Annotated in this window: 17 protein-coding genes; 9 read left to right on the forward strand and 8 right to left on the reverse strand. The window is 74.1% G+C overall.

Translation table 11 applies throughout. The features are described from left to right. The first annotated feature begins 321 nt into the window (after window positions 1-321). The 3 genes from SMD11_RS29345 (at window position 322) to SMD11_RS29355 (ending at window position 3332) form a co-directional block, all read left to right on the forward strand. On the forward strand, window positions 322-1293 hold the full coding sequence (locus SMD11_RS29345) for a hypothetical protein (RefSeq protein WP_159395375.1): 972 nt from the start codon (window positions 322-324) through the stop codon (window positions 1291-1293). 113 nt (window positions 1294-1406) lie between these two features. Then, complete coding sequence (locus tag SMD11_RS29350) at window positions 1407-2159, forward strand: VC0807 family protein (protein WP_234366206.1); 753 nt, start codon at window positions 1407-1409, stop codon at window positions 2157-2159. Between the two features lie 18 nt (window positions 2160-2177). Continuing rightward, on the forward strand, window positions 2178-3332 hold the full coding sequence (locus tag SMD11_RS29355) for an aromatic ring-hydroxylating oxygenase subunit alpha (protein WP_087929314.1): 1155 nt from the start codon (window positions 2178-2180) through the stop codon (window positions 3330-3332). Between the two features lie 62 nt (window positions 3333-3394). On the opposite strand, the gene fabG is transcribed toward SMD11_RS29355, so the two are convergent. The 5 genes from fabG to SMD11_RS29380 form a co-directional block, all read right to left on the reverse strand. Further along, window positions 3395-4156 (reverse strand): 3-oxoacyl-ACP reductase FabG, encoded by a 762-nt coding sequence (gene fabG, locus SMD11_RS29360; RefSeq protein WP_087929315.1) that lies wholly within the window; start codon window positions 4154-4156, stop codon window positions 3395-3397. Then, window positions 4153-4425 (reverse strand): acyl carrier protein, encoded by a 273-nt coding sequence (locus SMD11_RS29365; RefSeq protein ID WP_087929316.1) that lies wholly within the window; start codon window positions 4423-4425, stop codon window positions 4153-4155. Before SMD11_RS29365 ends, fabG begins: the two co-directional genes overlap by 4 nt. 81 nt (window positions 4426-4506) lie before the next feature. Then, window positions 4507-5541, reverse strand: coding sequence for a beta-ketoacyl synthase N-terminal-like domain-containing protein (locus SMD11_RS29370; RefSeq protein WP_087929317.1), 1035 nt, complete (start codon window positions 5539-5541; stop codon window positions 4507-4509). Next, window positions 5538-6671: a beta-ketoacyl synthase N-terminal-like domain-containing protein gene (locus SMD11_RS29375; protein ID WP_087929318.1), complete on the reverse strand. Its 1134-nt coding sequence runs from the start codon at window positions 6669-6671 to the stop codon at window positions 5538-5540. The genes SMD11_RS29370 and SMD11_RS29375 overlap by 4 nt, the downstream gene beginning before the upstream one ends. Continuing rightward, a complete protein-coding gene (locus SMD11_RS29380) occupies window positions 6668-8503 on the reverse strand; it encodes an AMP-binding protein (protein WP_234366207.1) in 1836 nt (611 codons plus the stop codon). Before SMD11_RS29380 ends, SMD11_RS29375 begins: the two co-directional genes overlap by 4 nt. Before the next feature lie 472 nt (window positions 8504-8975). Between SMD11_RS29380 and SMD11_RS29385 the strand changes: the two genes are divergently transcribed. The 5 genes from SMD11_RS29385 (at window position 8976) to SMD11_RS29405 (ending at window position 15446) form a co-directional block, all read left to right on the forward strand. Next, window positions 8976-10718: a class I adenylate-forming enzyme family protein gene (locus SMD11_RS29385; protein WP_234366208.1), complete on the forward strand. Its 1743-nt coding sequence runs from the start codon at window positions 8976-8978 to the stop codon at window positions 10716-10718. Between the two features lie 62 nt (window positions 10719-10780). After that, window positions 10781-11173: a hotdog fold thioesterase gene (locus SMD11_RS29390; protein ID WP_234366487.1), complete on the forward strand. Its 393-nt coding sequence runs from the start codon at window positions 10781-10783 to the stop codon at window positions 11171-11173. Between the two features lie 148 nt (window positions 11174-11321). After that, window positions 11322-12806 (forward strand): MFS transporter, encoded by a 1485-nt coding sequence (locus SMD11_RS29395; RefSeq protein ID WP_087929321.1) that lies wholly within the window; start codon window positions 11322-11324, stop codon window positions 12804-12806. A 115-nt stretch (window positions 12807-12921) separates the two neighbouring features. After that, entirely contained in the window at window positions 12922-14775 is a 1854-nt protein-coding gene (gene asnB, locus SMD11_RS29400; protein WP_087929322.1) for an asparagine synthase (glutamine-hydrolyzing), read from the forward strand. A 236-nt stretch (window positions 14776-15011) separates the two neighbouring features. Continuing rightward, on the forward strand, window positions 15012-15446 hold the full coding sequence (locus SMD11_RS29405; RefSeq protein ID WP_087929323.1) for a hypothetical protein: 435 nt from the start codon (window positions 15012-15014) through the stop codon (window positions 15444-15446). Between the two features lie 60 nt (window positions 15447-15506). On the opposite strand, the gene SMD11_RS29410 is transcribed toward SMD11_RS29405, so the two are convergent. Further along, entirely contained in the window at window positions 15507-16343 is an 837-nt protein-coding gene (locus tag SMD11_RS29410) for a hypothetical protein (RefSeq protein WP_199843976.1), read from the reverse strand. 186 nt (window positions 16344-16529) lie between these two features. Between SMD11_RS29410 and SMD11_RS29415 the strand changes: the two genes are divergently transcribed. Next, window positions 16530-17282 carry an SDR family oxidoreductase gene (locus tag SMD11_RS29415; RefSeq protein WP_087929324.1) on the forward strand — a complete coding sequence of 251 codons (753 nt, stop codon included), beginning with the start codon at window positions 16530-16532 and terminating at the stop codon, window positions 17280-17282. A 61-nt stretch (window positions 17283-17343) separates the two neighbouring features. Here SMD11_RS29415 and SMD11_RS29420 read toward each other — a convergent pair whose 3' ends face one another. Both SMD11_RS29420 and SMD11_RS29425 read right to left on the reverse strand, forming a co-directional pair. Next, the gene (locus tag SMD11_RS29420) at window positions 17344-17976 is read right to left on the reverse strand and encodes an MBL fold metallo-hydrolase (RefSeq protein WP_087929325.1); all 633 of its coding nucleotides are present in this window, start codon (window positions 17974-17976) and stop codon (window positions 17344-17346) included. After that, window positions 17973-19058 carry an S-(hydroxymethyl)mycothiol dehydrogenase gene (locus SMD11_RS29425; RefSeq protein WP_087929326.1) on the reverse strand — a complete coding sequence of 362 codons (1086 nt, stop codon included), beginning with the start codon at window positions 19056-19058 and terminating at the stop codon, window positions 17973-17975. The genes SMD11_RS29420 and SMD11_RS29425 overlap by 4 nt, the downstream gene beginning before the upstream one ends. Between the last annotated feature and the right edge of the window lie 24 nt (window positions 19059-19082).

A 19082-nucleotide genomic window follows, 5' to 3' on the forward strand; every position in this document is an offset into this window, starting at 1 on the left:
CGGACGCTTTCGGTACCGCCGGGCCGGCGGTGGGGTCTCCCGTGGCTGACGGCATCCTGACGAACCCCCCGATCGCCTCGAATACGCCTCGCGGCGCGCCCTTGTGCAAGGGACATTCCCAGCGGCGCCCACCATGTGTCAATGCATGCTTCTGTTGATTTTTTCGGCCCCCGAGTAGAAATAATTTTCCCCTCGGACCCTGCTTGACCGGCAGGTTGGCCGGGAGTAGAAAGCGAGGTGTTTCGCGGCGGCCGCCACGCCGGTCGGCAGCCGCTGTTCCGCTTTTCCGCCCGACCGGTGAATTGCGCGAGGGGGAAATCCATGGGAATCCGTGTGGTCGTCGATATCTTCTCCGGCCGCCCCAATCCGTCGTGGGAGATCCACGACGCCGACGAGGTGCGCGAGCTGCTGGAGCTCGTCGCGCGCAACCGGGCCGCCGTCGCCGAGGTGGCCAGCGGCTACACCGGGCTGGGCTTCCGGGGCGTCCAGGTGGAGCTCACCGACGACCTGGACACCGCGGGGCTGCCGCCGAGGTTCGAGCTCGCCGGCGGCGGTGGCCGGGACCCCTACGCGGGCGCGGAGATCGCCGAACGGCTGGTGCGCACCATGCCGACCGCCGCGGGGCCCTCGGAGCCGGGGGACACCGGGGACGCCGGTGGAGCGGCCGGCTACCCGGAGGAGTTCCTGGAGTCCGTCTGCGAGGAGATCCGGCGCACCGCGCGGCAGGGCGCGGGCGGCGCGACCACCGTCGAGCCGCACGACGAGGACGACGGGAACGGCCCGGTCGAGGCCGAGGGCCAGATAGCCTCGCTGGGCGACGGGGCGGCGCTCGCCTGTGCCTACGACGTGACCCCGTTCAACCCGGCCTTCTGGAACAGCCCCGACACCCAGCCGCACAACAACTGCTACAACTTCGCGGTCAACCGGCGGACGAACACCTTCGCCCAGCCCGGCCGCGCCCACGGCTACACCATCCCCGGCACCGTGCGCTGCAACGAGGTGGCCACCGGCGCCCTGCGCGACGGCCTGCGGGTCTGGGGCAACTGCCAGCCGCCCGGCTCCCTGCGCTACGTCCTCGCGCTGGTCACCGGCACCTTCCCGGGCGGCTTCCGCGACTACCACTGGTACCGCCTGCACCCCGGTGGCATCTGGGCCCACAAGCCGGGCGGCACCCCGGCCCGTAACACCGACAACTCCGGCCGCGTCATCACCGACCCGTACACCTGTGACCGCAGGCCGTACAGCGAGTGGTGCGGGCTCTTCCAGACGCACAACTCCGTCGTGATCCGCTGATCCGGGGAGTGGGCCGGCTCATCCGAAGGATGTAGTGGGACGCGGCGCGCCGGGCGGGAATCTCGCCCGGCGCGCCGATTTATCCCTCGCCGGACAGATCTACCGTTTTGGGTATGACGACACCGAACGGCCGTGAGGGCCGGGGAGGTCGTATCCACCCCGGTCACCGGCACAGCCCCGCTCGCGGGGGCCGGACCGGCCACGCGGACGGACCACCGGTCTGGAGGGCGCTGGCCGTCCCCCTCGGCGTCAACGTGGTCCTCCCGCTCGCCGTGTTCTACGGCCTGCGGGCCCAGGGGGTCGGCCAGCTGCCGGCCCTCACCCTCAGCGGCGCGGTCCCCGCCGGGCGGGTGCTCTGGACGCTCGCCCGGCGGCGCGAGGCCGACGGCTTCGACCTCTTCGTGATCGGCATGCTCACGGTCCGCGTGGTCACCTCGCTGCTCAGCGGAACCCCACGGGTGCTCCTGGTCAAGGACGCGAGCCTGTCGGTGGCCGCCGGGATCTGGATCCTGGGCTCGCTCCTCGCCGCCCGGCCCTTCGCCTTCCAGCTCGCGCAGTACTGGTCCACCCCGGCCGCGGCCGAGGGCCGCGAGGCCGCCTGGCACACCTCCCCGGCGCTGCGCCGCGGGCTCACGGCCCTGACGGCGCTGTGGGGCGGTGCCCAGGTGCTCGACTGCGCGATCGGCGTGCTCGTGGCCCTGACCTGCCCGGTGGAGGCCGTTCCCGTACTCAACCGCGGCAAGGGGCTCGCCCTGCTCGGCCTGGTCGTCGTCGTCACCCTGCTCTACAGCCGCTTCCGCGCCCGCCGGTACGGCGTGCCCCTGTTCGGCACGCGGCCGCCCGCGCCAGCTGCCGCCCCACGATGAGAGAGCGAGGCCCCCACCATGACGGACCATCACCCCGGCACCCCGCTGCCCGCACTGCTGGCGGAGCTGCGACGGCTCGCCGCGCTGCCCCTCGAACGCGGCGAGACCCTGCCGCCCGAGGCGTACACCTCACCCGAGTGGTACGGCCGCGAGGTCGAGCGGATCTTCCGGCGGGAGTGGCTGTGCGTGGCCCGGGCCGACGAGATCCCGGAGCCCGGCGACTACCTCCGGCTGGACGTGCTCGGCGCGCCCCTGGTGATCACCCGGGACGAGGACGGCGAGCCGCACGCCCTCTCCCGGGTGTGCCGCCACCGGTTCATGGACCTCCTGCCGCCCGAGAACACCCCCGGGAAGGGCAGCCTGAAGCGGCTCGTCTGCCCGTACCACACCTGGACGTACCGGCTGAACGGGCAGTACGCGGGACAGCTGGCCGGAGCGCCGCTGATGCACGGCGTCGAGTTCGCGCGCGCTTCCTGCCGGCTGCCGGCGTACCGCCTCGCCGTCTGGAACGGTTTCGTCCTGCTCAGCCTCGATCCCGAGGCGCCCCCTCCAGGCGCCGGGCTCACCGGCCTGGACGCGGTCCTGGCCGGCTACGGCCTCGCGGACTGGGAGAGCGTCGTCAGCCGCGTCTGGGAGGACGTACCGGCCAACTGGAAGGTGGCGGTGGAGAACGGCTCCGAGAACTACCACCACATGGGCACCCACGCGGCCACGCTGGAGCCCGTCCTGCCGGGGAAGGACACGCGGGTCGACGAGTGCGACGGCCGCTGGTTCACGATGTTCACGCCCTTCGCCGCCGCGCCCGGGCAGGCCGCCCCGGCGGAGGGCGAGGAGGAGCCGGGGATGCTGATCGCCGGTGTCTTCCCGCAGTTCGTCCTCGCGGTCCTGCGCGACAGCGCGGTCTGGATCAGCTGGCTGCCGACCGGGCCGACGAGCCATGACGCCCGGCTGACCGCGCTGGTGCCGCCCGGCGCCGCACGGGCGCCGGGCTTCGCCGACTCCCTGGAGGAGGTCGGCCGGCAGCTCACGCTGATCCAGGAGGAGGACCTGGTCGCGATCCGTGGCGTCCAGCGCGGGCTGAACTCGCGTCCGGCGCCGTCGAACGGGCGCTTCTCCCACCTGGAACGTCCGTTGTGGCAGTTCCAGCGGTACCTGGCGGAGCGGATGCTGTGACCGGGGCTCTGCCACGCGGCGGGAAGGGGGGAGGCCCCGCCCGCCCACGACCCCGCGCACCGCTACCCTCCCAGCCCGCCGTTCACCTCCACCACCTGCCCCGTCACGTACCCCGCCCGCGCCGACACCAGGAAGGCCACCACGTCCGCGACCTCCTCCGCCCGGCCCGCCCGCCCCAGCGGGATCTGCCCGAGGTGGCGCCGCGTCACCGCCTCCGGCAGCGCCGCCGTCATGTCGGTGCTGATCAGGCCGGGGGCGACGACGTTCGCCCGCACCCCGTACCTGCCGCCCTCCTTCGCGAGGGAGCGGGTGAAGCCGATGATCCCGGCCTTCGACGCGGCGTAGTTGGCCTGCGCCGCGTTGCCGTGGAGCCCCGCGACGGACGACAGGGTGACGATCGCCCCCGCGCGCCGCCGCATCATCGGGAAAACGGCCGCGCGGCAGACGTGGTACGTGCCGTGGAGGTTGGTGTCGATCACCTCGTGCCACTCCTGATCGGTCATCAGGGGCAGCGGCCGGTCCCGGGTGATGCCCGCCGAGGTGACGACGGCCGACAGCGGCCCCAGCTCCCGCGCCGCCTCGGCGACGAAGCCGCGGGCCTGGCCGGCGTCCGCGACGTCGGCCCGCCGGGCGAGGACCCGGGCCCCGGCGGCCTCGGCCGCCTTGGCGGTGGCGTCGGCCGCGTCGGAGTGCGCGCGGTAGCAGAAGGCGACGTCGAACCCGTCCTCGGCCAGCCGCAGGACGACGGCGCCGCCGATGCCCCGGGAGCCGCCCGTCACCAGGGCGACCGGCCGTCCGGGCGCCTCGCCGGCCCGCGCGCTCATGCGGCGGACCGCCCGGCGACCCGGTCCCGTACCAGCTCGCTCACCCTGCGGAACGAACCGAGTCCGGCGAGCTCCGCGTCGTCGATCCGGATGCCGAAGCGCTCCTCCACGCGGACCGCTATCTCCAGCGAGATCAGCGAGTCGACGTCGAGGTCCTCCTTGAAACGGGCGTCGTCGGTGACCTCCTCGACGGGCAGTTCCAGCGCGCCGGCCACGACGGTCCGGAGCTCCTCGACGTCGAGGACGGGGGACTGGGGCTGTACGGACATGGGGACTCCTCATACATCGTCAGGTGTTCGGTCGGTGCTGTCGGAAGAGGTCTACGCGCACGGTCTCCGGGCCGGGAGGCCTCAGCCGTGGCTCCGCGGCCGGTCCCGCGCGTCCGTCAGGAGGAGCGCCGCGACCGCGTCGTCCCCCGTACGCCCGGCGGTGGCGAGCACCGCGCCGTCACGGCCGCCGTCGAAGTGGGCGACCGCGGCGGCGCACTGGAGGACGCCCAGGGCGCCGGCGCAGAGCCCCAGGCGGGCCTGGAGGTCGAAGGGCTTCGCCCCGGAGGCGGGACCCTCGGCGGAGGGCGGCGCGCCGGCGCCGTCCGCCTCCCCCTCCGTGAGCCACAGCCCCGGCGACCCGGCGGCGCACCCGGACGTCACGGCCGCCACCGCCGTCGCCCTGTCCGCCGCGCGGGCGTAGCCGCCGATCGTGGCCCGCGGGCGCGCGCCGCGTGCCTCCGCGCCCGTACGCGACTCCAGTACGAGGGCGACGGCACCGTCGAGGACGGGGGCGCCCAGCAGCTTGGTGACGGCGTCGCCCGCGGGCTCCACGCCGATGACCACGGCGGTCTCCGCGCGCCCGGCGGCGATCGCGCCACGCGCCCAGTACACCGCGTCGAGCCCGCTCGTAGGGCCGTTGCACAGGGTGATGTTCGGCCCGCGCAGCCCGTGCCGCATGGCGACCGCGCCGGCCGTCACGTTGCTCGACGTCTGTGGCAGCCCGAGCGGGCTCAGCCCGGTGACGGTGTCCCGCGCGATGATGTCGGTGAACGCGCAGACGCTGTCCAGGATGCCGAAGTTGGAGGACACCAGGACGGCGGTCGCGTCCCCGTCGCCGCGGAAGCCGTCCTCGCCGTACAGGCCGGCGTCGCGCAGCGCGGGCTCGGTGGCGCGCAGGGCGAGCCGCGAGCCGCGGTCCTTGTGGCGCATCTCGCGGCCGGTCAGCCCGGTGCGCGGGTCGAAGCCGCCCTCGCGCGCGGCGCCGAGCAGTTCGTCCGGCAGCGTCAGCCCCGGGACGGCGAGCCCCACACCGGTGACGACGACCTCGCGGGCCGCACGCGGCCGCTCGTCCGTCCGTCCCGTGACCGTCCCGCCGCCGTGTCCGTCGCGCCTCATCGTGTCGCCTCCAGGATCGCCGCCGCGTTGATCCCGCCGAAGCCGAACGCGTCGACCTGGGCGATGCCGATCCCGGCGGACGCCGCTTCGTGCCGGACGAGCCGGAGCCCGGCGGCCTCCGGCACGGGGTCGGTGAGCCCGAGCACCGGTGGCACCGTGCCGTGCCGGGTGGCGAGCACCGCCATGACCAGGCTCAGCAGCCCCGAACCGCCCAGCGTGTGGCCCGTCATCGACTTGATGGCGGTCATCAGGGGGCCGGTGCACGGCTCGAAGATCTCCGCGAGCACCCCGGCCTCGGTCGTGTCGTTCTTCGGGGTGCCGCTGCCGTGCAGCATGACCAGGTCGATGTCCTCCGGCCTCACCCCGGCGCGCCGGTAGGCGTCCCGCAGCACGCGGGTGATGCCCGCCGGGTCGGGGGCCGTCGGGTGGTGGGCGTCGCAGTTCACGCCGACGGCCCGCAGCCGGGCGTGCGCCCGCTGCCCGGGGCCGGCGGCCCGCCGGACGACCACGGCCACGGCGCCCTCGCCCATCAGCATGCCCTTGTGCGACCGGTCGAAGGGGCGCAGCGCCTCGGGGACGTCGTTCTGCACCCGGTCCAGGGTGCCGAAGGCGCTCTCGCCGATGGCGTCCGTGCCCGCGACCACGACGGTGTCGGCCTCGCCCGCCTCGATCAGGTCCGTGGCCATGGCCAGCGCGTACAGGGAGGCCGCGCAGGCGTTGGCGAAGGTGTAGGTGCGGGTGGCGCCGAAGGTCTCCCGCAGCGCCGTGCCGAAGTGCAGGCCGGCGGTGTCCGGCGGGGTGCCCCGCCGCCACCACAGCTCGGCGCTGCGCTGCTCCTGGAGCGTGGTGCCGACGAGGACGGGCACGTCCGCGAGGTCGCCGGAGCGGCCCGCGTCGGACAGGGCCTGGCCGACGGCCTCCTTCAGCCACCTGGTCGCGCGGCCGGGCTCGTCGGTCCCGGGCCGGGCCCGGTCGTCGATCTCGTACGCCCGCTTCGCCCGGTACTTCGCGGTGTCGAAGGCGCGGAGGCCGGCCAGTCCGCTCCGGCCCGCGCAGAGCGAGCCGAAGATCTCCCCGGGCGTGGCGCCGATGCTCGCGACCGCCCCCATGCCGACGATGTCCCAGCTCATGACCGTCCCACCCGCTCCCGGAGCCGGTAGGCGGCCAGCTTGCCGGTGGCCGTCGCGGGCAGCACGTCGACGAACTCGAAGCGGCCGGGGCGCTTGTAGGGCGCGAGCCGGGAGCGGACCGAGGCGCGGATGGCCCGCCGCACGGCCTCCTGGTCGGCGCCCGGCGCGGTCACGGTGAAGGCCACGGAGTGCTGGAGCCCGTGCCGGTCGGGGGTGCCGACCACCACGCAGTCCGTGACGCCGTCGACCGCGCGGACCACGTCCTCGATCTCGGCGGGCACCACCTTGTAGCCGCCGAGGTTGAGGATGTCGTCGGCGCGGCAGAGGTAGACGATGCCGCCGCCGGGGTTCCGCCGGACGACGTCGCCGGTGTACGCGCCGCCGTCGGCGAACGTGGTGCCGTCGGCCTCGGCGCGGTCGAGGTAGCCGAGGGAGACCGTGGGCCCGCTGATGTGCAGCCGGCCGTCCGTGCCGTCGGGGACCGGTACGCCCCGGTCGTCGCGGACGGTCACGGTCACCCCGGGGACGGGCAGGCCCGCGAGGCCGTGCATGGGCGGCGCGGCCGGGGTGGCGATGGCGACGTGCATGACCTCGGTGGCGCCGAGGCAGTTCATCACCCGCGCGCCGAAGGCCTCCTGTATCCGCAGGCTGAGCTCGGCCGGGCAGTTCTCGCCGGCGGTCAGGCACAGCCGCAGCGCTCCGGACACCTCGGCGTCGGAGGGCGTGAGCGTGTCGAGGAGCCCCGCGTACAGGCGGGGCACCGAGCACAGGACGGTCGGGCGGTGCCGGCGCAGGGCGGCGGCGACCGCGCGCGGGTCGAGGGCACCGCGCAGGAGGACGGCGCCCGCCCCGGCGTCCAGGGTGCACAGCAGGGAGCTGCCGAAGCCGTAGCCGAAGGACATCCGGGCGGTGGACAGCACCACGTCGTCCGGGCGCAGACCCATCACCTCGCCGAACCCGTCGAGCATGGCGGTGATCCCGGCGGCGGAGTGGCGCACGCCCTTGGGCCGGCCGGTGCTGCCCGAGGTGTACTGGACCAGTGCCTCCCGGCCGGCGGGCCGCGCGGCGGCGGTGGCCGTGCCGCCGGGCCGGTAGGCGTCGGTCGCCCGCCCGGTGCGCAGCCCCTCCCGCACGCCCTCGCCCGTGAACCGGGGCAGGCCGGCGAAGGCCTCCTCCAGGGAGCGTTCCCGGGCCGCGCCGACGTCCAGGTGCACCAGGACCGCCGCGCAGTTCCCGGTGATGAACTCCAGGTCGGCGTCGGCGTGCAGCGGGCTCACCGGCACCGGCACACAGCCGTGCCACCACAGGCCCAGCACGGCCACGGCGGTGGCCACCGAGTCCTCGGCGACGATCAGACCGCGGCCGCCGGGCGGCACGCCGCGCGCCCGCAGCGCCTCGGCGTAGCCCCGCGCCGCCTCGTGGAGCCGCGCGTACGACACCTCGCCGGCGTCGGGGTCCACATAGGCGGTCCGGTCGCCGTGGCCCGCCGTAAGTGTGGCCCCCAACAGGCGGTCCACCAGCGAAAGATGTTCCGTCGGGGCGGCCGGCGGGTCCGCGGCGCCCCGGCGGGTCGCGGAGCCCGCCGGGGCGCCGGCGGCCTTCGCCGCCAGCAGGTCGGCCGCGTCCCGCACGCTGTCGACGGCCGCCGTCTCCTCGTCGGTGAGCGCGACGCCGAAGCTCTGCTCGATACGCGCGGCGATCTCGACCTTCTCCAGGGAATCCACCTTGAGCTCCTGGTGGAACGAGGCGTCGGCCGGTACGTCCCGCACATCCAACTCAAGGACGAACGCCACTATTTCGCGAAGCCGGTCACCGGCGTCGGATTTCCGCACGGGTGTACTCCTTATCGGGTGGTACGGCTACCGGTCACAGCATTCCGGAGCTCTCCGGAGGACTTTCCCGACACTAGCCAGACGGAATTCCGGTACCGAAGGGACGGCGGGGCAGTACGTCAGGTCCTCGGGCTCCCGCGGCCAGGAGCCGGGGCGGATCCCTCGCCCAGGGGCATCGCACCAGGTGGGAGGGGGCGAAAACGCCGTCGGACGAGCGGACTTGACGGGCTATGGGGCCGCCGATGGCCCCACGGGGCCCGGCGCGGATAACTTCACTTGTCGGCGGGCACCACCGGCGGACTGTCGGGTTCCGGAGCGGTCGGGAAAGCGACGGCGAAGCCTTCGTCACCCGAGATTCCGGAGCCCCGCGAAAGACGTGCCGAGGAGTTCCCGTAGCCGCGCGCTCCGCGATTCCGCGGTTCCGTGCGGGACTTCCCGTTCCGTACCGGACTTCCCGACAGAAGCCAGGTGAATGATGCCCCTCACTTCCCGCACCCTGCTGACCCCGGAGGCCCGCCTGAGCCTCGTGGACCACCCGGGCCTCGGCGGCGGCAACGCGTGGCGGGTGGCCGCCGCGCTCAACCCGGCCGCCGACCTGCCGCTGATCGCCGCCGACATCCCGCTGCTCAACACCGAGGGCTGGCAGCAGTCGGAGTTCAGCCTCCACCAGCTCGACGCGCTGGCCGACGCCTGGGCGGCCTGGTACCACGACCAGGGGGTCCGCCCCCGTGACCGCGTCGCCGTCTATCTGGAGGACTCCTTCGAGGACCACCTCCAGCTCGCGGCGCTCGCCCGGATCGGCGCCATCGCGGTGCTCATCAACGGCCGGATGAAGCCCGAACTCGCCCTCGGCCTCATCCGCCGCACCGCCCCCGTCGGCATCTACACCGACGCCCCCCGGCTGGCTCTCTTCGCGGGCCGTGAGCGCGAACTCCCCGTCGTCCGCTGGACCCGCACCCGCCAGGACGTCGGCATCCTCGGCAACCGCACCCTCCCCGCCGGCGCCGAGTACCGGCACGGCGCCGAGGACCCGGTCGTCATCTGCCACTCCTCCGGCACCACCGGCAACCCCAAGCCCGTGGTCTGGACCCACCGGCAGAGCGTCGCCGGCGCCCTCTACCGGCTGGCCCACCAGCCCGAGCCCGCCGACTCCCTCGCCCTGGCGGCCTTCCCCCAGTCCCACTCCAGCGCCATCGCCTTCACCTTCTACTCCCTCCTCGCCGGCCTGCCCACCGTCGGCTGGTCCGACCCCACCGGACCCGGCCTCGCCCGCGGCTGCGCCACCCACCGGCCCACCGTCGTCCTCGCCTTCAACGAGGCCCTCACCGACCTGGCGACCCGCAACCCCGACCCGGCCGCCTTCAGCTCCGTCGAGGTGTGGCTGAACCTCGGCGACTGCGGCCACGACGCCCACATGCGCAAGCTCATGCGGCTCGGCCGCACCCGCACCGGCGGCACCACCGTGCCCGGCTCGGTCATCGACGACGGCCTCGGCTCCTCCGAGCTCGGCTGGGCGGCGCTGCGCCGCGTGATCACCCCGGACAGCCCGCCCCGCGCCCGCCACCTCGGCCGGCGCGTACCGATCTCCGAGGTCGCCGTGCTGCGCGAGGACGGCAGCCACGCGGACCCGGGCGAGGTCGGCCTGCTCGGCGTGCGCGGCGACTCCATCGCCCGCGGCTACTGGAACGACTCCGACACCACCTACCGCTCGACCCTCGCCGGCTACTGGCTCTCCGGCGACCTCGTCCACCGCACCGAGGAAGGCGACTTCTTCCACGTCGACCGCGCCGTCGACCGGATCCGCACCGAGGCCGGGGACGGCTACTCCGCGCTGATGGAGGAGGAGCTCCTGCTCGGCCTGGAGGAGGTCGCCGACTGCGCCGTCGTCGCGGGCCACGAGGGCGACCGGACCGTGCCCGTCGCCCTCGTCCGCCTCTACGACGGCGCGGACGGCGGGACCGGTGGCGCGCCGCCGGCCCGGGACGCCGTGGACCTGCTGCACCGGGCCAACGCCGTCCTCGACCGGATAGGCCAGCCCCGCCTCGCCCTGCTGGAGATCGCCGCCTCACCGGCCGACCTCCCGCTCGGGCCGACCGGCAAGGTCCTCAAGCGGCAGCTGCGCGAGAAGTACGTCTCCCTCCAGACCTACCGCCCCGCCGACCCCAAGGCCGTCGCCACAGCCGCCGAGGCGCCCGCACCGGCGGTGCCCCGGTGACCGCCGCGCCCGCCGGCACCACCGGCCTCCGCCCCGCCCCGGCCGAGGACCCCGTCGCCTGGATCAACGCCGCGGGCGCCGACACCCTCGCCGGCCGGATGGGCATCACCTTCCTCGAAGCCTCGCCGCAGCGGCTGGTGGCCACCATGCCCGTCGCCGGGAACACCCAGCTCTACCGCATGCTGCACGGCGGCGCCTCGGTCGTCCTCGCCGAGTCGCTCGGCTCCATCGGCGCGGTGCTGCACGCCGGCGACGGGCACATCGCCGTCGGCATCGACATCAACGCCACCCACCACCGGGCCGTACGCGGCGGCACCGTCACCGGCGTCGCGACCGCGCTCCACCTCGGCGACACGGCGGCCAGTTACGAGGTCGTCATCTCCGACGACGGCGGACGCCGCCTGTGCACCTCCCGCATCACCTGCGCCATCCACGGGAGGAGACGACGCCCGTGACACCCCGCGGGCGCGCACCCCCGCCGCGGGACACGCCCCGGCCCCCGCCGGGGGCACACCGTGACCCACCCCCTCCGTCCACCCCGCACCGACCGACCACAGGTCCGCGAACCGCGCCGCACGCCCCGCGCCGGCGCCGAGGAGTCCCATGACCGACCAACTCGCCCCGCCCACCGTGGCGGGCAAGACCACGCCCCCGTCCCTGCGCACCGGCCCCGTCCTCCTCGTACTGCTGTCGGCCATGTTCTTCGCCCAGTTCGACTTCTTCGTGGTGAACGTCGCCGCGCCGTCGCTGGAGACGAGCATCCACGCCGGACCCGCGGCCCTCGAACTCGTCGTCGGAGGCTACGCCTTCGCCTACGCGGCGGGCATGATCACCGGAGGCCGGCTGGGGGACAAGTACGGCTACCGCCGGCTCTTCGTCATCGGCACGATCGCCTTCGGGGTCACCTCCCTGCTGTGCGGCATCGCCGTCAACCCCGAACAGCTCATCGTCGCCCGGCTGGCCCAGGGCCTCGCCGGCGCGGTGATGGTCCCGCAGGTGCTCGCCGTCGTGACGGCCGACTTCCCCGACGAGAAGAAGCCCCGCGCGATGGCCTGGTACGGCGCCGCGGCCGGCCTCGGCTCCATCGCCGGGCAGGTGCTCGGCGGCGCCCTGATCGCCGCCGACTTCGCCGGCCTGGGCTGGCGCACCATCTTCCTGATCAACGTGCCCTTCTGCGTGGTCATCGCCGCCGCCGCGATGCGCGTGCTGCCCGCCCGCACCCACACCCGGCGCGTCGGCCTCGACCCCGCCGGCGCCTTCGGCGTCTCCCTCGCCCTCGCCCTGCTCCTGGTCCCGCTGACCATGGGCCACAGCTCCGACTGGCCCGTGTGGACGTGGATCAGCATGGCGCTGGCCGTCCCCGTCGCCCTGGTGACCCTGCGCTGGGAGCGGCGGCTCGGGGCCCGGGGCGGCGACCCCGTGCTCGTCTTCCCGCTGTTCCGCAGCCCCTCCTTCCGCGGCGGCGTGGTCGCGAGCGTCGCGTTCATGGTCTACTTCGGCAGCTTCATGTTCACCCTGACCCTGCTCCTCCAGTCCGGGCTGGACCTCGGCCCGTTCGAGGCGGGCCTGGTCTTCTCCCCGATGGGCATCCTCTTCACGGCCACCTCCATGGTCGGCGGCCGGCTCACCGACCGGTGGGGCATGAGCGCCCTCGTCGTCAGCAGCGGGGTCATCGCCCTCGGCCTGATCGCCCTGGCCGCCCGGCTGTTCACCGCCGGCCCCGACACCGGGCTGCCCTGGATCGTGGCCTGCCTGTGCCTGATCGGCGCGGGCAACGGCGTGGTGCTCCCCGCCCTGTTCGGGGCCGCGCTGATGCGCGTACGGCCCCAGGACGCGGGCATCGCCTCCGGCATCCTCACCACCACCCAGCAGTTCGCCGGCGCCGCCGGCGTGGCCGTCATCGGTGCGGTGTTCTTCGCCGTCGCCGGCCACGCGGCCACCTCGGCGGACTGGGCCACGGCCATGGGCTGGGCCACCGCGATCAGCGTCGCCATGGTCCTCGTCGTGATGTGGATGACCTGGACGTTCAAGCGCTTCACCGGCCCGGGCGCCGCACCGGGCGCGGACGTCCCGGCCGCGCACGTCTGACCCACCGCCCTCCGGGCCCCCGCGGGGTGCGGCTCCTCGCCGAGCGGGGACCGCACCCCGTCCCGCACCCCACGTCCCCCACCCCAAGAGGCCGAGCGACAGGAGACAGCACGCCATGTGTGGAATAGCAGGATGGGTCTCGTACGACCCGGCGCGACCCGTCACGGCCGCCACGGCCGACGCGATGACCGGCACCATGGCGTGCCGCGGCCCGGACGCCCACGGCCTGTGGCGGGACGACCGCGTCGCCCTCGGCCACCGCAGGCTCGCCGTCATCGACCCCGACGGCGGCGCCCAGCCCATGACCTTCGCCCACGACGGGCGCACCCTCGTCTCCCTCACCTACAGCGGCGAGGTCTTCAACTTCCGGGAGCTGCGGGCCGAACTGGAGGGCCGCGGCCACACCTTCCGCACGAGCAGCGACACCGAGGTCGTCCTCCACTCCTACCTCGAATGGGGCGAGGGCCTCACCGAGCGCCTCAACGGCATGTACGCCTTCGCCGTCTGGGACACCCGCACCGAGGAACTCCTCCTGGTCCGCGACCGGATGGGTATCAAGCCGCTCTACTACTACCCGCTCGCCGACGGCGTCCTCTTCGGCTCCGAGCCGAAGGCGATCCTCGCCCACCCCGCGGCCCGCGCGGCCGTCGACGCCGAAGGGCTCGCCGAGCTCGTCGCCTTCACCAAGACCCCCGGGCACGCGATCTACAAGGGGATGTACGAGCTGCCGCCCGGCCACACCCTGCGCGTCGGGCACACCGGCAGCCGGCTGCGCCGCTACTGGGCCCTGGAGGCCCGCGAGCACACCGACGACCTCGACACCACCGTCACCCACGTACGGGACCTGCTGGAGGACATCATCGGCCGGCAGATGGTCGCCGACGTGCCCCTCGGCACGCTCCTCTCCGGCGGCCTGGACTCCAGCGTCATCACGGCGCTCGCCGCCCGCCACCGCACCGCCACCGGCGGCGGGCCCGTGCGGTCCTTCGCCCTCGATTTCGCCCGGCACGCCCAGGACTTCCGCGCCGACGACTGGCGGGGCACCCCCGACACCCCCTTCGCCGACGCCCTCGCCCGCCACGTGGGCTCCGACCACGGTGTCGTCACCCTCCAGCCGAGCGCCCTCCTCGACACCGCCGCCCGCGAGGCCGTGATGCGCGCCCGCGACCTGCCCTTCGACCTGGGCGACGGCGACACCTCGCTCTACCTCCTCTTCAAGGCGGTGCGCGAGCAGTGCACCGTCGCCCTCTCCGGGGAGTCGGCGGACGAGGTCTTCGGCGGCTACCGCTGGTTCCACCACCCCGGCTCCGTCGCCGCCGACACCTTCCCCTGGCTCGCCCCGCCCTTCGGCACCGGCATCTCCGGTCCCGGCAGCGGCCCCGGCGAGTCCCTCCTCGACCGCGGCCTCCTGGAGAAGATCGACCTCGCGGGCTACCGCGCCGACCGCTACCGCGAGGCCCTCGCCGAGGTGCCGCACCTCGACGGGGCGCCGCCCGTCGAACGGCGCATGCGTGAGATCGGGTATCTGCACCTCACCCGCTTCGTGCAGTGGATGCTCGACCGCAAGGACCGGGCGAGCATGGCCGTCGGCCTGGAGGTCCGGGTGCCCTTCTGCGACCACCGGCTGGTCGAGTACGTCTTCAACACCCCCTGGGCCATGAAGACCTTCGACGGCCGCGAGAAGTCCCTGCTGCGCGCCGCGACCCGCGACCTCCTCCCGCCCGAGATCGCCGACCGCGTCAAGGCCCCCTACCCGACGACCCGAGACCCGCACTACCTGGAGGGCCTGCGCACCGCCCTCAAGCGCGCCACCGCGGGGCCCGACGCGCCGGTCCGCGCCCTGCTCGACGGCCCGTCCCTCGCGGCGGCCACGGCGGACGAGCCGGAGCCGGGGTTCCGCACCGGTACGGAGCTGGTGCTGGCGCTGGACTTCTGGCTCCGCCGGCACGACGTCGCGCTGGAGATCTGAGGCGGGGCGGGGCCGTACGGGTGAATCTCCGAAGGCCGAAGATTTCCGGGGGTGATATGGAGAAGCGATTCTCCTAAAGCTGGACAACAGCTTTGAAGACAGTGTTCCCGAAAGTGTGATGATGGGCCGTGAGTCCACGATATTGACCCCTTGTCGTTCCTCGCGCGAAGCTCGCGCCAGGCTCGGAACACGGGCCGACGGGTAATCGGCCGAGCCGAGTCGGGAAAGGGGTCACGATGAAGGTCCTGAATTCTCTGGGTGTGCTCGGGGCGAGCGCCCTGCTCGTTCTGGGCGCCGCCGGGGGTATGGCCCCGGCCGCGTCCGCCGCCGCGGCCCCCGCCGCACACCCGGCCGCCGCGGCCGACTACGCGGACTACTGGGCCACGGACGTGGAGACGGGCCGGACCAGCACCGGAAGCGTCCCGGCCGGCGGCAGAGCGAGCGACGAGGTCCCCCCGGGCGACAAGGACCGGCTGGCGTGCCGGAACGGTCACTTCCCGACGCTTTCCTCGTTCCAGATCGAATGCGACGGGCCCCGCTGGCGCGTCTTCGTCGACTGCACGGACGACTTCCGGTATTTCTCCCCGGTCTTCTCCGGACGCTTCATCGTCAGGATCACCTGCCCGTCCCCGTACCGTGCCGTACGCGGCGGTGCCGTCGACCTGAGCTGAGCGCTCCAGGACGCGTTTCTCGCCCCGCCGGTTCCTTTCCCGGCGGGGCGAACCGCCGTGTCACGCCAGAAGCTTGGCCAGCGGCTCCGCCTCCGCCTCCGCCGTCGGCCGGGACACGTACAGCGCGGTGTGGAACCAGCCCTCGGTCTCCCGGCCGCGGGGATCCTCACGGGCCGCCGCCACCGCCTCCACGGCGTACCGCTGTTCGTCGGGGCCGGTGAACCGGCGCTGCGGGAAGGTGCGGGTGGTGAGCTTCTCCGTGCGCATCCCGCGCGCGGCCAGGGCGCTCGCGATCGGCCGGTAGGGGTACGTCCGCAGCACGAAGGCGGCCACCCACACCGGCCCCTCCGCGTGGTCGAGCACGGCACCGAGGCTGCGGCCGGTCAGGAAGCTCGCCCCGCCGGTGATCGTGAGCAGCCGGGTGCCGCGCAGCTCCCGCCGCAGCTCCGGACCGGGCGGCATGGTCTCCAGGTTCACCGCGAACCCCGCGTCCAGCAGGCCCACGGCGCGGGCGTAGTCCACGGCGTTCGCGGCGATGTCCAGGCCGACCGTCCGGGGCGCCCCGGACCGGCGCCGCGCCGCGTAGAACGCCCGGTCCGCCTCGATCAGTTCGGCGGTGGTGAGCCCGGCGGTCTCCGCCGAGGTGTAGCGGGCGTACAGGTCGGTCAGGGTCACGTCGTGGCCGAGCAGCGCGGCGTTGGTGCCGTACGAGCAGCAGAGGTCCACCACCCTGGCCGAGGCGCCCCCGCAGGCGGCGGCCAGGCGCCGGAAGACGTCCTGGGCGTGGTGCGGCGTCTGGTATTCCCAGGGCCCGAGCGCCTGGAAGTAACCCCGGGGGTCGGGCCGGTCGTAGATCTCGTCGAAGGAGGTCATCCCGGCACCCGGCGTCTGCGTCATGCGTGCGCGTCCTCTCGCCCCTGAGAGCTGCTCCCGTCACTCCTCACGCTAGTGATTCGCGTGCACCGTCGCCACCGGCCGGGCGGGGCGGATCCGGCAGCCGGGAATCAGAAGACCGGAACCGGGGTTCTCCGGACGGCCGCGGCATGCCCCGCCGCGCCCCCACGTACCGAAGGGACTTCGCGCATGACCTCTCCCCGTACCCGCGGCGGGTCCGGCGCCGCGCCGCTCCAGGGCCGCGACGTCGTCATCGTCGGCGGGAGCTCCGGCATCGGCCTGGAGGTCGCGCGCCGCGCCGTCGCCGCCGGCGCCCGGGTGACGCTCGGCGGCCGGAACGAGGAGAGGCTGGCCGGGGCGGCGGAGTCGCTGGGCGGCGCCGCGCGCTGGGCGGTGGTCGACAACACCGACAAGGAGTCGCTGGCCGCCTTCTTCGCCGGGGTCGAGCGGATCGACCACCTCTTCACGCCCGGCGCCTCCTACCAGGTGGGTCCCATGCGGGAGTTGACCGACGCCGAGGCCGAGAGCCCCTTCGTGTCGAAGTTCTGGGGGCAGTACCACGCGGTGAAGCACGCGGCACCCAAGCTGGCGCCCGACGGCTCGGTGGTCCTGATGGCCGGCGCGGCGAGCGTCCGGCCGCCGGCCGCGGCCCCCGCCTACGTGGCCTGCAACGCGGCCGTCGAGGGACTCGGCCGGGGGCTCGCCGTGGAACTCGCGCCCGTACGCGTCAACGTCGTCTCGCCCGGGACGATCGACGGGAACCTCTGGGCGGGCCGACCGGACGAGGCGCGGGAGGCGAGCTTCGCGCAGTACGGGCGCGACGCGCTGCTCCGCAGGACGGGCACCGAGGGCGAGGTCGCCGACGCGGTGCTCTTCCTCTTCACCAACACCTTCATGACGGGCTCGACGCTCTACCCCGACGGGGGTTACGCGCTGCGCTGAGCCCGCCCGGGCCGGGGACGCGCGCGAGCGCCGCCGCGCGCGTCCCCGGCGTCCGTGGGGCTCAGTGCCCCCGGGCGATCCACTCCGCCAGGGCCGGCGCCTCGGCGCCGATCGTGGTGGTGTCGCCGTGGCCGGTGCGCACGACGGTCTCCGGCGGCAGCGTCAGCAGCCGGTCCCGGATCGAGTCGATGATGGTGGGGAAGTCCGAGAAGGACCGCCCCGTCGCGCCCGGCCCGCCCTGGAAGAGGGTGTCACCGGTGAAGACCGTGCCCAGCGCGGGCGCGTACAGGCAGACGCCGCCGGGGGAGTGGCCCGGGGTGTGCAGCATGGTCAGCTCCGTACCGGCGACGGTGAGCGTCCCGCCGTCCGCGAGCTCGCCGCCGGGGGCCGTGCCGGGGTGCGTCCGGTCCCACAGCTCGCGCTCGGCGGGGTGCAGCAGGACGGGCGCGCCCGTACGCGCCGCGAGCTCGGGCGCGGCGCCGATGTGGTCGTTGTGCGCGTGCGTGCACACGATCGCCACCAGCCGGCGGCCGCCCACCGCCTTCTCGATCGCGGCGGCGTCATGGGCCGCGTCGATCACGACGACCTCGTGGTCGTCGCCCACGAGCCAGACGTTGTTGTCGACGTCCCACACCCCGCCGTCCAGGGCGAAGGTGCCGGACGTCACCAGGTGTTCGATACGAGCGGTCGTCACAGCCGCACCACCGAACGCAGGACCTCGCCCTTCTCCATGCGGTGGAAGGCCTCCTCGACCTCGTCCAGGGCGATCGTCTCACTGACGAACGCGTCGAGGTCGAGCCGCCCCTGGAGGTAGAGGTCGATCAGCATCGGGAAGTCGCGGGACGGCAGGCAGTCGCCGTACCAGGAGGACTTCAGCGAGCCGCCGCGCCCGAAGACGTCCAGCAGCGGCAGCTCCAGCTTCATCTCCGGCGTGGGCACACCGACCAGGACCACGGTGCCCGCCAGGTCACGGGCGTAGAAGGCCTGCTCGTACGTCTCCGGGCGGCCCACCGCGTCGATGACCACATCCGCGCCGAAGCCGCCGGTGAGCGAGCGGATCGCCTCGACGCCGTCGGTGGAGCGGGAGTTGACGGTGTGCGTGGCACCCATCGACCTGGCCGTCTCCAGCTTGCCGTCGGAGATGTCCACGGCGATGATCTTCGAGGCGCCGGCCAGCCGCGCGCCCGCGATCGCCGCGCTGCCCACGCCGCCGCAGCCGATCACCGCGACCGTGTCGCCGCGCCCGACCGCGCCGGTGTTGATCGCCGCGCCCAGACCGGCCATCACTCCGCAGCCGAGCAGACCGGCGGCGGCCGGCGAGGCGGCGGGGTCGACCTTGGTGCACTGCCCGGCGGCCACCAGGGTCTTCTCCGCGAAGGCGCCGATGCCCAGGGCGGGGGAGAGCTCGGTGCCGTCCGTGAGCGTCATCCGCTGCTTGGCGTTGTGGGTGTCGAAGCAGTACCACGGGCGGCCGCGCAGACAGGCCCGGCACTGCCCGCAGACCGCGCGCCAGTTGAGGACGACGAAGTCGCCCGGGGCCACCTCGGTCACCCCGGCGCCGACCGACTCCACCACGCCCGCGGCCTCATGGCCGAGGAGGAAGGGGAACTCGTCGTTGATGCCGCCCTCGCGGTAGTGCAGGTCGGTGTGGCACACCCCGCAGGCCTGGATCTTCACCACGGCCTCGCCGGGGCCGGGGTCCGGCACCACGATCGTCTCGACCCGGACGGGTTCGCCCTTGCCTCGGGCGATGACACCGCGTACTTCTTGCGCCATGGGGGACAGCCTGCCTTTCTCTCC

Source organism: Streptomyces albireticuli (assembly GCF_002192455.1).
GTDB lineage: Bacteria > Actinomycetota > Actinomycetes > Streptomycetales > Streptomycetaceae > Streptomyces > Streptomyces albireticuli_B.